This is a genomic window from Novosphingobium olei, from assembly GCF_037076535.1.
Classification (GTDB): Bacteria; Pseudomonadota; Alphaproteobacteria; order Sphingomonadales; family Sphingomonadaceae; genus Novosphingobium; species Novosphingobium olei.
Genome location: NZ_AP029021.1, coordinates 355,523 through 368,470, shown reverse-complemented (window position 1 = coordinate 368,470; position 12,948 = coordinate 355,523). Strand labels below are relative to the sequence as shown.

Here is a 12,948-nt window from a genome sequence, read left to right as displayed (position 1 = left end):
TCAGTCCTCGTAGACTAGCCGCACCTTGCTCGCGGCTTCTGCGGCAAGCTTGCGGGCATCATCCGTCGTCGCCGCGCGGGCCAGCGCCACGGCCATGCGGCGGTAGGGGCGCGTCACGGGCTTGGCGAAGACGCGCACGTCCATGGCCTCGGCCGGAACCGCCATGGCTTCGGCAAGCCCCTCGACGCGGAACTTATCCGCATGGCGATCGGCCAGCACCACGGCCGACGCGCTGGCCCCCCGCAAGCCGATCTCCGCCGGGATCGGCAACCCGAGGATCGCGCGCGCATGGAGGTCGAACTCGGTCAGGTCCTGCGACACGAGCGTGACCATGCCGGTATCGTGCGGGCGCGGCGATAGCTCGGAGAAGATCACCTCCTCGCCGCGCACGAAGAACTCCACGCCGAAGAGGCCATAGCCGCCAAGGTTGTCGACCACCTTGGTCGCCATCGCCTGCGCGTCTGCAATCGCCTGCGCTGACATCGGCGTCGGCTGCCACGATTCCTGATAATCGCCGCGCTCCTGCCGGTGGCCGATGGCGGGGCAGAACGACACGCCGCCGCGATGACGGATGGTCAGCAGGGTGATTTCGTAGTCGAAGGCGATGAATTCCTCGACGATCACGCGCTTGCGGTCTCCGCGCATGTTGGCGACGGCATAATCCCAAGCGGCCTCCAGCCCGGCCGCATCCTTCACGGTACTCTGGCCCTTGCCGCTCGACGACATGACCGGCTTGATCACGCACGGGAAACCGGTGTGCGCGGCGCCCTCGCGCACTTCGTCGAGCGTTTCGGCATAGCGGTAGCGCGACGTGCGAAGACCCAGTTCGACCGCCGCCACTTCGCGGATGCGATCCCGGTTCATCGTCATGATCGTCGCGCGCGACGATGGCACAACGTTGAAACCCTGCGCCTCGAAATCGGCGAGCACTTCGGTGCGGATCGCTTCGATCTCGGGCACGATGTAATCGGGCTTCACTTCGGCGATGGTCGCACCAAGTGCCTCTGCATCCAGCATCGAGAACACGCGCCGATCATCCGCCAGCTGCATCGCCGGGGCATCGTCATAAGAATCGCACGCGGTGACGTGGCACCCCAGCCGCTTGGCCGAGATCACGAATTCGCGCCCCAGTTCACCCGAACCGAGCAGGAGGATGCGTGCGGTATATGCCATTGTCTGCGCCCCAAACCGATTTCAAGCCGAATATCGGGCGGCGATGCCCGCCACGCGGCGGGCGGTCAATGGGCAAGCAGAAGCAAGAAGGGCAGCCCTTCGACAAGCTCATGGCAGGCGGAGAAGGAGGTTTAGTCCACCCGTCCGTGCCGAGCCTGTCGAAGCACTGCCCTTCCTTCTTTATGAGCGAAGTGCCGCGCCTCGCGCTTACTTCTTCTTTTCGGGCGCCACGCTGATGCGCACCGTCTCGCCGTTGTGCCCCGGGAAGTCGGTAAACATCGCCTCCACCAGGTTGGGCACCAGGTAGGGCAGGCGGTTGGAGGTCGAAGCCGCCTCTGCCTTGCCCTCGAACAGGCGCTTGCCATCTGCGCGGCGATCGATCTTCATGTCGATACCGCTGGTATAGACGGTGATCACGTCCACGCTGTTGTAACCCGGCCCTCCGAAGAAGAACGGATCGTACCAGCCATAGCCCCAGCCGCGGCGGCCCCAGCCGCCCCAGCCCGGACGGCCCCAGCCGCCCCAGCCCGGCCCGTACCAGCCACCCCAGTAGGGATCCGAGAAGCCCGTGGTGCGCACCTTGTCGCGGCCCTTGTCGACGCCATAGTCGAACTTGACGAGCAGGTCGGCACTCTGCGGGTTGCCCGGCACATAGCCGATCTTCTGCAGCTGCGCCGAAACCAGCGCGGCGTAGTTGGCGAATTCGAGCCCGCCTTCGTCGCGCGGATCCTCGGGGACCACGGCGAAGGTCTGGCTGGCCGGCGCCGGCAACTCGCGCTGGTAGCGCGAGACGTTTGCGTTGAAGGGGGTGGCACAAGCCGACAGCGCCAGCAGCAGGGGCGCGACTGCCAGTGCAAAACGGTTACGGCCGGAAGAGGTCTTCATCCTAAGCGACTCCATCTGGTTCGGCCCGGGTCCCCCGGCTGACGGCGGGCGTGGCTCAGTCCTAGCATGGACAATCCCTAGGTGGGAGGTGCTGAATGCGCGTTGAATGCCCCCTGCAACAATTGTTGCAGGGCTGCGACATTCAGCAACGATTCAAGCGTGTTAGCGAACGAGCCCGAGTGCCTTGTAGGCTGCATCCAGCGTCGGCACGGCCAGCGCCCGCGCCTTTTCCGCACCCTTGGCCAGGATCGCGTCGAGCGCAGCATGGTCCTCGCGCAACTCGCGATAACGCGCCGCCATCGGCGAAAGCTTTTCCACCAGCAGGTCGCCCAGCGCCGGCTTGAACGCCCCGAAGCCCTGCCCGCCGAACTGGCCCAGCACCGCATCGACACTCGTTCCCGCCATCACCGCATAGATGCCGACAAGGTTGGCGGCTTCGGCACGACCTTCCAGCCCCGCCTTTTCCGTCGGCAGCGGTTCGGGATCGGTCTTGGCCTTCTTCACCTTGGCCATGATCGTATCGGCATCGTCGGTCAGGTTGATTCGGCTCATGTCCGAAGGATCGGACTTGCTCATCTTCGCGGTACCATCGCGCAGCGACATGATGCGCGCAGCTTCGGGCGGGATAATCGGTTCGGGCTGGATGAACAGCGGCGCGTCTTCGGGGCAGAAGTCGTTGTTGAACTTCTGCGCGATGTCGCGCGCCAGTTCCAGATGCTGCTTCTGGTCTTCGCCCACCGGCACGTGCGTGGCGTTGTACAGCAGCACGTCGGCCGCCTGCAGCACGGGATAGGTGAACAGCGCAACGCTCGCGCCTTCGCGGTTCTTGCCCGCCTTGTCCTTCCACTGCGTCATGCGGTTGAGCCAGCCCATCCGCGCCGTGCCGTTGAGCAGCCATTGCAGTTCGGCGTGCTGCGGCACCTGCGCCTGGTTGAACAGTATCGAACGGTCGGGATCGATCCCGCAGGATACCAGCGCCGCGACCATCTCGCGCGTGTTAGCGGCAAGCTCTTCGGGCTTGTGCGGCATCGAGATGGCGTGAAGGTCGGCCAGGAAGTACAGGCAGGTCGCGCCCTTGGCGGTCCATTCGTCCTGCATCGCCACCCAGTTGCGGATCGCCCCCAGGTAATTGCCGAGGTGGAGATTGCCGGTGGGCTGGATGCCGGAAACGATACGCATCAGGATGGCCTTACGTGGTGGAGGTGGTGGTTGAGCGCCTGCGACGCAGAAGAAGCGCAAGGTCCGCCTTCGAGAAGGCGCCCAGCGCTACCGCGGCGAGGCCATAGACGAGCATGCCCGCACAGACCAGCACGGCAAGCGCGGCAAATCGGATCGCCCAGCTGCCGTGGACATAGGGCATCAGATAGCCCTGCGTCGCCCACAGCACCGCGCCCATCGCCACCGCAGCCAGTGCCAGCCGTGGCGCGCGCCGCTTCAATTGCGCATCGGCAACGAAATGCCCGCGCTTGTTCAGCGTGCGATAGAGCATGGCCACATTGACGGTGCTGGCGATCGCGGTGGCGAGCGGTGGGCCGACATGCTGCAGCGGCACGATCAGGATCAGGTTGCCGACCAGGTTCACCACCATCGACATCGTGGCATAGCGCACCGGCGTCTTCGTATCCTGTCGCGCATAGAACCCTGGTGTCAGCACCTTGACCAGGATGTAGCTTGGCAGGCCGATCGAGAACGCGGCCAGCGCCTGCGCGGTGAAGTGCGTGTCCTGCGCCGTATAGCGCCCATAGCCGAACAGCGCGGCCGCGATCGGTTCGCCCGCCAGCACGAGTGCGGTCGTCGCGGGCAAGGTCAGCAGCAGCGCCAGCTCCAGCCCGCGGTTCTGCGTTTCCATCGCCGCCTTGTCCTCGCCGCCACCCAGCTGGCGCGAGATCGTCGGCAGCAGCACGGTGCCAAGGCCGATGCCGATCAGCCCCAGCGGCAGCTGGTTCAGCCGGTCGGCGATGTAGATGTAGGTAACCGAGCCATGCGGCAGCAGGCTGGCAGCGAGCGCGGTCGAGATCACCAGGTTGATCTGCACCGCACCGGCCCCTGCCGCCGCCGGCCAGATCAGCGCGAGCAGGCGCTTGACCTCTGGATTGAGCCGCGGCCGCCGCAGCTTGAGCGAAACGCCGTTGCGCTTGCAGGCCCAGGCCAGCCACGCCAGCTGCAACGCGCCCGAAACCGATACCGCGATCGCCTGGTTGCGTGCGGTCACCAGCGGGTCGGCATGATGGAAGAACAGCAGCGCGGCGATCAGCGTCAGGTTGAGCAGGATCGGCGCGGCCGCATTGACCCAGAACTTGTGCAACGAATTGAGAATGCCGCCAAACAGCGACACCAGGCTGATCAGCATCAGATAGGGGATCGTGATGCGCGACAGCGTGACCGCGAACGCGAACTGGTCGTGCGAAACGCCGTTGAACTTGCCCGAAAGCAGGAACGTCACCGGCCAGGCGAGAACCTCGAGCAGAACGGTCATCGCCAGCAGGACCGGCAGCAGCACCGCCAGCGCCTGCTCGGCAAAGACCAGCCCGTCGTCGAGGCCCCGGCCCTCGGGGTTCGCGACCTTCTGGTTGAACATCGGGATGAAGGCCGAGGCGAACGCCCCTTCCGCGAACAGCGCGCGGAACATGTTGGGCAGGCGGAACGCCACGAGGAACGCGTCCGAGGCAAAGCTCGCCCCGATGTAGCGCGCGAACAGGCTGTCGCGGACAAGCCCGAGCACGCGGCTGGCGAGCGTCAGCCCGCCGATGGTGCCGGTCGCCTTGAGGAGATTCATGCGATCACCTGTCGCGACCGGCTACCGAACGGTTTCGAACAGGCGCTGGTCAGGCCTGGCCCGCACCGGCGGCGAGCTCTTCCTGCTGGCGCTGCTGCAGCTGCGCGAAATAGAGCCCGTTGAAGTCGATCGGCTCGAGCATCAGCGGGGGATAGCCCGCATCGCGCACGGCGTCGGAAATAATACGGCGGGCGAACGGGAAGATCAGGCGCGGACCTTCGGCGAACAGGAACGGGTGGGCCTGCTCGTCGGGCACGTTGCGCATGCCGATCAGCGCGGCATAAACCAGTTCCACCGCGAACGCCGTGCCCTGGCTGGTCTTGGACGTCGCGTTGATCTTCAGTTCGATCTCGTGGACGTCCTCGGCCAGCGAGCGCGCACCGATGTTGAAATCGATGTGCATCTCGGGCTGCTCGGTCCACTGATAGGATTCCGGCGCGTTCGGGTTCTCGACCGACAGGTCCTTCACGTACTGCGAGATCAGGCCGATGGCAGGCGCGGTGTCCTCGCCGTTGGGTGCGGCATCCAGGTTCAGGTCGGAAATGATGTTGCCTTCATCGGCCATGGTCGCAAACTTTCATGGGAAATGCGGGATGGATCGGTTGCGCGCCGCCTAGCATCCCGCACGAACAGGGGCAACGCCGGAGCACCGGCCGTTCAGCCAGTCCGTTCCCTTGTGGGCAAGCATGGGCAAACTGGCGCAACTCGCGCCCTTGTAAGGGCAACTAACCGCCGTCCACACGTTGTTCATTTGTAATCCGTACCTATTTGAGGCACGGTGAATCATTGCTCCGGGCAGAGCTTTCGCGAACAACTTTCGCGTTACCTCTCCCGGACCGAGTTCGGGACGTGTGCGCGTGATTGTTGAAATTGTCATCCTGGCGATGATCGCCGCTTTCCTCGGCCTGCGGCTCTACTCGGTGCTCGGACGTCGTCCCGAGCAGAACGAGGAACCGCTGCGCCGCCGCATCGAACAGCCCGATCCTTCATCGGCCAGCCCCCGGGCGCTTGCACCGCGCCTGCCGGAAAAAGCGGCTGCCGGAACCCGCCCCGCTGCCCCGGCGCCTGAGGCGAATGCCTTCGAAACGCCCGCAGAGGCAGGGATTCGCGCGATAATCGCCGCCGATCGCCGCTTTGACGTCGCCCAGTTTCTGGCCGGCGCAAAGGGTGCCTACGGCATGACGCTGGCCGCCTTCTGGCGGGGTGACAAGGAAGAACTCGCCCAGCTGTGCGACCGCGACGTGTACGAAGGTTTCGCCGCCGCGGTCGATGCGCGGGTCGATGCTGGCGAGACGATCGACGCTCGGCTGATCCGTATCGAAGAAGCGCGCATTGTCGCTGCCGAATACAGCGCCCCGATTGCCCGCATCACCGTCCGCTTCACCGCCGACGTTGCCTCGGTCACCCGCGACTCGGACGGCACGGTCATCGCCGGTTCGCTCCATGATGCGATCGAAAGCCGTGATCTGTGGACCTTCAGCCGCGATCTGACCGCGCGTGATCCCGACTGGCTGCTCGACGAAACCGACGAAGCCTGACGGACCGAGACGGGCGGCGCGCTGCCCGTTTTCGACCGAAGCTGCTGAAGCGCCTTGCTTCTTTCGAAGGCCAGCTTGCTCCGCCGCTCCGCGCTGAATAGTCTCGCGGTGTGTCCGATCGCGCCCCTCCTTGCCGACAGCAGAGCACGATGAACGTCCGCACCGTCGCGCTGCTCGCGCTTTTCGCCCTTCTTGCCGCCTGCGGGCGGGTAATCCCGGAAGGCGGGCGGCCCTCGGTCGGCACCAGACCCCAACCCTCTTTTCCTCAGCCCTCTGCCCCCTCCTCACGGCCGCTCACCGCTGCGCTCATCGGTGTGCGCGCAGGTCCAGCCACCCCCGGCCTTGGCTTCACGGACGACAGCGCCCGCGCCGCGCTGGCCTCGTTCGTGACCAGTTGCCCCCGCCTTACCCGCAGACCGGATGCCAGTGGTCTTACCCAGCCGAGCGACTGGGCTGCCGCCTGCGCCGCAGCGGCGACCTGGCCCGCCAGCAACGCCGCCACCTTCTTCGCCACCTGGTTCGAAACCGCGCAGGTCGGTGATGGCAGCACCTACGTCACCGGCTACTTCGAACCCGAAATCGCCGGCGTCCGGACCCGCCAGCCCGGCTTCGACGTTCCGGTCTACGCCGTCCCGCCAGACCTCGTCCGCGCTCGGCCGGGCGATGCTCCGCCGCTGCCCGACGGGCGCACGCCGCTGGGCCGCTACGACGAGACGGGTCGCTTTGTACCTTACTGGGATCGCGCCGCGATCGAGGACGGCGCGCTGTCCGGCAAGGGTCTCGAAATCGCCTGGGCGGCAGACCCGGCCGAGTTCTTCTTTCTGCAGATCCAGGGGTCCGGCCGCCTGCGCGCGCCCGACGGCACTGTCATGCGCATCGGCTATGGCGCGGTGAACGGCTACGACTACACCGGTATCGGCACGATCATGGCCTCGCAGGGGCTGATTGGTACGGGTCCGGGGCAATATCCCGGGTCAATGCAGGGCATCCTGCGCTACATCCGCGAACACCCGGTCGAAGGGCGTGCGCTGATGCGCCAGAACCGCTCCTACGTCTTCTTCCGTGAAATCACCGGCGATGGACCGGTCGGCGCGCTCGGCGTGCCGGTCAAGGGGCGCACCACGCTTGCTGCCGACCCCCAGTTCGTGCCGCTCGGCGCACCGGTCTTCCTGTCGACCGATCGGCCCGAGGTCGGTGGCCTGTGGGTCGCGCAGGATACCGGCGGCGCAATCAAGGGCGCCAACCGCTTCGACAGCTTCTGGGGCGCGGGCGCCGAAGCGCGCCGCATCGCTGGCGGCATGAGCGCACGCGGGCGCGCGCTGATCCTGCTGCCCAAGGGCACACTCGCCCGCCTCGGTGCCCGGTGAGAAGCCCGCGCGGCCTCAGTCCCGAAGAAGCCGAACTGTGGCGCCGCGTGGCGCAGACGGTCACCCCGCTGCACCCCAAGCGACCGACGCTTACGCCAGCGCCAATGACAACCACCGTGCCTCATGCCACTCCGCAACCCCAACCCCGGAAGGTCAAGGGCCGCGTGCCGCCGCCGCGCACGCTGGCGCCCACGCCGCCCACGCCGACGCGCCCGCTCACCAGCCACGGCCTCGATTCGAGCTGGGACCGCAAGCTATCGCGTGGAGCGATCGAACCGGACGTCACCATCGACCTGCACGGGCTGAACCTCGATCAGGCGCATGGTCGCCTGATCAACGGCATCGGTCAGGCGCTGGCGATGGGCTATCGCGTGATCCTGCTCATCGCCGGCAAGCCCCGCCCGCACGGCGACCATGACCTTCGCGGAGAGCGGCGCGGCGCGATCCGCGCCAAGCTGCTCGACTGGCTTGCCCACAGCTCGCACGCCGGCAACATCGCCGCCGTCCGCCCGGCGCAGCAGCGCCACGGCGGTTCGGGAGCGGTCTACATCGTGCTCAGGAAGCGCTGACCGCCAGCGCCGCCAGCGCGATCCGGCGGTATATCCGTGCCAGCACCACCAAGTCATCCATCGCCACCGCCTCGTCGGTCTTGTGCATGGTCGCATTGCACAGGCCGAACTCGATCACCGGGCAGACGGCGCGCAGGAAGCGCGCATCGCTGGTCCCGCCGGTGGTCGATAGCTCCGGCTTGAGCCCGGTCTCGGCCTCGACCGCCGCCGACACGAGGTCGGAGAACGCGCCCGGCAGCGTGACGAAGCTTTCGCCAGAGATCACCGCCTGCGCCGTGCCGCCATGGCGCTCGGCGATCTCGGTCACGCGGTCGACAAGTCCCTGCCCGGTGTGCAGGTCGTTGAAACGGATCGACAGCCGCGCCTTTGCCTCCGCCGGGATCACGTTTGTCGCGCGGTTGCCCACTTCGAGGTCGGTGATCTCGAGGTTGCTCGCCTGGAACCAGTCGCTCCCTTCGTCGAGCACCAGCGCGTCCAGTTCGGCGAGCATGGCGATCAGCCGCGGGATCGGGTTGTCGGCCAGATGCGGGTAGGCGACATGGCCCTGGCTGCCCTTGACCGACAGCCAGATATTGACCGAGCCGCGCCGCCCGATCTTGGCCATGTCACCCAGCCGGTGGACCGAAGTCGGTTCACCGACAAGGCAGAGGTCGGGAAGTTCGCCAACGTCACGCATGTGCGCGATCAAAGGTACCGTGCCGTATTTCGCCGGACCTTCCTCGTCGCCGGTGATGATCAGGCTCAGCGTCCCCGCCTCGGCCGGGATATCCGCTACGGCCGCCACGAAGCTCGCGATCGAGCCCTTCATGTCGACCGCGCCGCGCCCGTAAAGCAGCTCGCCGCGCCGCTCGGCCTTGAACGGTCCGCTCGACCAGCCCTCGCCCGGCGGCACCACGTCGAGGTGGCCGGCAAAGGCGAAATGGCGCGATCCCGCAGGCCCCTTGCGCACTGCAAACAGGTTCTCGACCGGTCCCTCCGGCGGCTCACCCGCCACGAAGCGGTGGACGGCAAAGCCCAGCGGCACGAGCATCGCTTCGAGGCAGGCAAAGACTTCGCCCGTGGCAGGCGTCACGCTTTCGCAATCGATCAGCCGCTCGGCCAGGACGACGGGATCGAGCGTCATGCCTGCTGCGCTCCCTCGAATTGCTCGATCGTCCATTCTTCCTCCTCGGCCGAAGCGATCCAGGCCTGCATCCAGGGATGTTCCCACATCGCTTCCATGTAGGCCTGGGCAAAGCCCGGCACGCCCACGCCGTAGGTCAGGAAGCGCGAGACAACCGGCGCATAGATGATATCGGCCGCGCAGAACGTGCCGAACAGGAACGGCCCGCCCTGGCCGAAGCGGGCGCGCGCTTCGGCCCACAGCGTCAGGATGCGGACGATGTCGGCGCGCACGTCCTCGCTCACCGCCATGCCGGTCACACGTCGGCGCACGTTCATCGGCATCTGCCGGCGCAGCGGCAGGTAGCTGGAATGCATTTCCGCCACCATCGAGCGCGCCATGCCGCGTGCCGCGTCATCCTTGGGCCAGAAGCGATCGCGTCCGACCTTGTCGGCAAGGTATTCGATGATGGCAAGGCTGTCCCACACGACGGCAGCGTCCTCGCCCTCGCCATCCCACAGAATCGGCACCTTGCCCGAAGACGGCGCCAGCGCCCCGTCGCGGGTCTTCCGCTCATCCCAGTCCTCGCCATAAAGCGGAACGGTGATTTCCTCGAAGGCGAGGCCCGATTGCTTGCAAGCCAGCCAGCCGCGGAGCGACCAGCTCGAATAGTTCTTGTTGCCGATTACCAGCTTCATCGGGTCCCGCGCCTCGCTTTCGCCTTGGACTTTTCGCCTACCCATTCAGCAAATGCCTGTCGAGGCTGAACAGTACCGGCTGGTCATCGTCGATCCCCGCAAAAATGCGTAGGGCCCCTGACTCCCAATCGGTAAGCGGTGCGCGCTTAGTCACCCGCCATGCGCGCGCCCGATCTCGTCTCCCCCGCCCCTGCGGCGACGGTCGGTGCCGATGCGCGCCGTCCTCTGATCGTCGCGCAGTTCCTTAACCTGCGCCGGCAGATCGCGCCGCTGTACCTGATGCTGTCGGTCAACGCGGCCGCGCTTGCCTTTACCCACCAGAACCTCGCCCCACCCCTGCTCACCCGGGCGATCCCGCTGATGCTCGTGCTCGCGAGCCTTGCGCGGCTCTTTCACTGGGTTCGCCCGATCGATTTGCAGGCGATCGACATTGCCGTGGTCACGCGGCGCATGCGCAGCACCACGGTGTTCGCGGTCGTGTTCAGCCTCGCCTTCGTGCTCTGGGCGCTGTGGCTCGATCGCTATGGCGGACCGTACGAACACGGCCACGTCGCCATCTTCATCGCGGTTACGGTGATGGGAGTGGTGTTCTGCCTAGGCTACCTGCCCCGCTCGGCGCACGCCGTCACCTACAGCGTGCTCGGCATCTTCCTCGCCTACTGCCTCTATAACGGCACGCCGGTAATGATCGCCATCGCGATCAACATCGGCCTGGTCGGCATCGTCGTGTTGAAGGTCCTGCGCGATTCGTTCGCCTCGTTCGTCGAACTCGAAGCCTCGCGCCAGGCGCTGGAGATCGAGCGCGCCTCGGCCCATCGGCTCAGCGAGGAAAACGCCCGCCTGGCCCATTCCGATGCGCTGACGGGGCTGCCCAACCGGCGCTATTTCTTCGCCCGGCTCGACGCGATGCTGGCGCGCGATCGCGCCGATGCGCCGTTCTGCATCGGCGTGATCGATCTCGATCGCTTCAAGCCGGTCAACGATACGCTCGGCCATGCGCAAGGCGATCGCCTGCTCCAGGCCGTGGGCGACCGCCTGCGCGCGCTGTGCACCGCCGAAGTGACGATCGCGCGGCTTGGCGGGGACGAGTTCGGCCTGATCGTCGAAGGCGACATGGAAGCCGCGGCGCGGGTCGGCCAGCAGATCTGCGAAAAGATCCAGCATCCGATCCAGCTCGGCGATACGGCGGTGGCGGTCGGCTGCTCGGGCGGCCTTGCCTCGTGGCCGGAGGCGGGCAGCAGCGCGCACGATCTGTTCGACCGGGCCGACTTCGCGTTGTACCATGCCAAGAAGAAGCACCGCGGTACGTGCGTGCGCTTCTCGGGCACGCTGGAAAAGCTGATCCGATCAGAACAGGCGCTCGAAGCCGCGCTGCAGACCGCCGATCTCGACCGCGAACTCGACGTCGTGTTTCAGCCCGTCGTTTCCACCCGCACGATGGAGATCAGCGGGCTCGAAGCGCTTGCCCGCTGGTCCTCGCCCACCCTTGGCCCGGTCCCGGCGGAAATGCTGTTCACCACGGCCGAACGGCTCGGCATCGCGCGCACGATCACGTTGACCCTGTTCGGCAAGGTGCTGGCGCAGATGGCGCGGATGCCGGCGGACATGCGCGTGTCCTTCAACCTTGCGCCGGCCGACATCGCCGATCCGGAAACCGTCTACGGCTTGCTTACGATGATCGACGTCTCGGGCAAATGTGCCGATCGGCTGATCTTCGAGATTACCGAGAACAGCCTGATCCACGATCCCGACGTGGCGCGCGGCGCGCTGGAACAGCTGCGCACCGCCGGCGCGCGGATCGCGCTCGATGATTTCGGCACCGGCTATTCCAGCCTCAGCACCTTGCACCAGCTTCCGCTCGATATCCTCAAGATCGACCGCAGCTTCGCGGCGCGGCTTGATGATCCGGTCGGCCGGCGGCTCGTCAGCGCGATCCGCACGCTGGCGCGCACGCTATCGCTGTCCTGCGTGTTCGAAGGGATCGAGACCGAGATCCAGCTGATGGAAGCGACGCTGGCCGGCTACGACTATGTCCAGGGCTACCTGCTGGCCAAGCCCGATACGCTGGACGCCGTGCTCAACATACAGTTGCCGGGCCGCAGCGCCGCCGCCTGAGCCTGTCGCAGGGCCGCTCTTCTTGGCAGCAAAAGACGCGGCATTCGTGACGGCCTACTGTTCGGCGTCTTCCAGCACGGCGGCACGCAGTTCCTCGATGCCCATGCGCTTTTCTGAGGACGTGACGATCACCTGCGGATAGGCGGCGGTGCGCTTGCGCGCGGCCGCTTCGGTCGCGGCGGTCACCGCCGCCAGCTCGCTCGCCTTGATCTTGTCCGCCTTGGTCAACACCACCCGATAGCCGACACCCGCTTCATCGAGCATCTGCATCATGTCTTCGTCCACCGGCTTGATGCCGTGGCGGCTGTCGATCAGCAGCAGCGTGCGCTTCAGCACCACGCGCCCGCGCAGGAAGTCGCGCACCAGCCGCCGCCACTGCTCCACCACCTTGGGCGGCGCCTTGGCAAAGCCGTAGCCGGGCATGTCGACCAGCCGCAGCCGGGTCGGCTCGCCCACTTCGAAGTAGTTCAGCTCCTGCGTGCGGCCCGGCGTCACCGACGTGCGTGCCAGCGACTTGCGCCCGGTCAGGGCATTGAGCAGCGACGACTTGCCCACGTTCGAACGGCCCGCGAAAGCCACTTCCGGGACCGTCGGATCGGGCAGGAACTTCAGCGCCGGGGCCGACTTGAGGAAGTCGATCCGCCCCGCGAACAGCAGCCGGGCGCGCTCGATCAGCTCGGCACGCACGGCCTGTTCCTCCGGCGACAGGCTGGAAGATGCAACCT

12 protein-coding genes are annotated in these 12,948 nt (G+C 66.5%); 4 read left to right on the top strand and 8 right to left on the bottom strand.

What is annotated here, in order from left to right; genetic code table 11:
- The 5 genes from purT to secB all read right to left on the bottom strand — a co-directional run bounded on the left by purT (position 1) and on the right by secB (position 5,399).
- On the bottom strand, positions 1–1,173 hold the full coding sequence (purT, locus tag AACH40_RS01805) for a formate-dependent phosphoribosylglycinamide formyltransferase (protein WP_338643955.1): 1,173 nt from the start codon (positions 1,171–1,173) through the stop codon (positions 1–3).
- Between the two features lie 207 nt (positions 1,174–1,380).
- Positions 1,381–2,058, bottom strand: a complete 678-nt coding sequence (locus AACH40_RS01800; protein WP_338643954.1) for a DUF4136 domain-containing protein — start codon at positions 2,056–2,058, stop codon at positions 1,381–1,383.
- Between the two features lie 162 nt (positions 2,059–2,220).
- Positions 2,221–3,237 (bottom strand): tryptophan--tRNA ligase, encoded by a 1,017-nt coding sequence (gene trpS, locus AACH40_RS01795; RefSeq protein WP_338643953.1) that lies wholly within the window; start codon positions 3,235–3,237, stop codon positions 2,221–2,223.
- A gap of 10 nt (positions 3,238–3,247) precedes the next feature.
- Positions 3,248–4,834: a murein biosynthesis integral membrane protein MurJ gene (murJ, locus tag AACH40_RS01790; protein ID WP_338643952.1), complete on the bottom strand. Its 1,587-nt coding sequence runs from the start codon at positions 4,832–4,834 to the stop codon at positions 3,248–3,250.
- Between the two features lie 49 nt (positions 4,835–4,883).
- Positions 4,884–5,399, bottom strand: coding sequence for a protein-export chaperone SecB (gene secB, locus AACH40_RS01785; RefSeq protein ID WP_169494429.1), 516 nt, complete (start codon positions 5,397–5,399; stop codon positions 4,884–4,886).
- Positions 5,400–5,691: 292 nt separating this feature from the next.
- Between secB and AACH40_RS01780 the strand changes: the two genes are divergently transcribed.
- The 3 genes from AACH40_RS01780 to AACH40_RS01770 all read left to right on the top strand — a co-directional run bounded on the left by AACH40_RS01780 (position 5,692) and on the right by AACH40_RS01770 (position 8,308).
- The gene (locus AACH40_RS01780; protein ID WP_169494428.1) at positions 5,692–6,372 is read left to right on the top strand and encodes a Tim44/TimA family putative adaptor protein; all 681 of its coding nucleotides are present in this window, start codon (positions 5,692–5,694) and stop codon (positions 6,370–6,372) included.
- A 149-nt stretch (positions 6,373–6,521) separates the two neighbouring features.
- Positions 6,522–7,739 carry a murein transglycosylase A gene (locus AACH40_RS01775; protein ID WP_338643951.1) on the top strand — a complete coding sequence of 406 codons (1,218 nt, stop codon included), beginning with the start codon at positions 6,522–6,524 and terminating at the stop codon, positions 7,737–7,739.
- Positions 7,736–8,308, top strand: coding sequence for a Smr/MutS family protein (locus AACH40_RS01770; protein WP_338643950.1), 573 nt, complete (start codon positions 7,736–7,738; stop codon positions 8,306–8,308). Before AACH40_RS01775 ends, AACH40_RS01770 begins: the two co-directional genes overlap by 4 nt.
- On the opposite strand, the gene dapE is transcribed toward AACH40_RS01770, so the two are convergent.
- Positions 8,295–9,431 (bottom strand): succinyl-diaminopimelate desuccinylase, encoded by a 1,137-nt coding sequence (gene dapE / locus AACH40_RS01765; RefSeq protein WP_338643949.1) that lies wholly within the window; start codon positions 9,429–9,431, stop codon positions 8,295–8,297. The two genes, AACH40_RS01770 and dapE, sit on opposite strands and share 14 nt — an antisense overlap.
- Positions 9,428–10,108, bottom strand: coding sequence for a glutathione S-transferase family protein (locus AACH40_RS01760; RefSeq protein ID WP_338643948.1), 681 nt, complete (start codon positions 10,106–10,108; stop codon positions 9,428–9,430). The genes dapE and AACH40_RS01760 overlap by 4 nt, the downstream gene beginning before the upstream one ends.
- A 159-nt stretch (positions 10,109–10,267) precedes the next feature.
- Here AACH40_RS01760 and AACH40_RS01755 point away from each other — a divergent pair, with 159 nt between their 5' ends.
- Complete coding sequence (locus AACH40_RS01755) at positions 10,268–12,223, top strand: putative bifunctional diguanylate cyclase/phosphodiesterase (protein ID WP_338643947.1); 1,956 nt, start codon at positions 10,268–10,270, stop codon at positions 12,221–12,223.
- Positions 12,224–12,277: 54 nt separating this feature from the next.
- Here AACH40_RS01755 and yihA read toward each other — a convergent pair whose 3' ends face one another.
- A complete protein-coding gene (yihA, locus tag AACH40_RS01750) occupies positions 12,278–12,931 on the bottom strand; it encodes a ribosome biogenesis GTP-binding protein YihA/YsxC (protein WP_338646226.1) in 654 nt (217 codons plus the stop codon).
- Between the last annotated feature and the right edge of the window lie 17 nt (positions 12,932–12,948).

Excerpts from the sequence above, each read along its gene's own strand:
- AACH40_RS01755 (WP_338643947.1), top strand. The coding sequence starts at position 10,268 with ATGCGCGCGCCCGATCTCGTCTCCCCCGCCCCTGCGGCGACGGTCGGT.
- AACH40_RS01800 (WP_338643954.1), bottom strand. The coding sequence starts at position 2,058 with ATGAAGACCTCTTCCGGCCGTAACCGTTTTGCACTGGCAGTCGCGCCC.
- purT (WP_338643955.1), bottom strand. The coding sequence starts at position 1,173 with ATGGCATATACCGCACGCATCCTCCTGCTCGGTTCGGGTGAACTGGGG.
- murJ (WP_338643952.1), bottom strand. The coding sequence starts at position 4,834 with ATGAATCTCCTCAAGGCGACCGGCACCATCGGCGGGCTGACGCTCGCC.
- secB (WP_169494429.1), bottom strand. The coding sequence starts at position 5,399 with ATGGCCGATGAAGGCAACATCATTTCCGACCTGAACCTGGATGCCGCA.
- dapE (WP_338643949.1), bottom strand. The coding sequence starts at position 9,431 with ATGACGCTCGATCCCGTCGTCCTGGCCGAGCGGCTGATCGATTGCGAA.
- AACH40_RS01760 (WP_338643948.1), bottom strand. The coding sequence starts at position 10,108 with ATGAAGCTGGTAATCGGCAACAAGAACTATTCGAGCTGGTCGCTCCGC.
- trpS (WP_338643953.1), bottom strand. The coding sequence starts at position 3,237 with ATGCGTATCGTTTCCGGCATCCAGCCCACCGGCAATCTCCACCTCGGC.
- AACH40_RS01775 (WP_338643951.1), top strand. The coding sequence starts at position 6,522 with ATGAACGTCCGCACCGTCGCGCTGCTCGCGCTTTTCGCCCTTCTTGCC.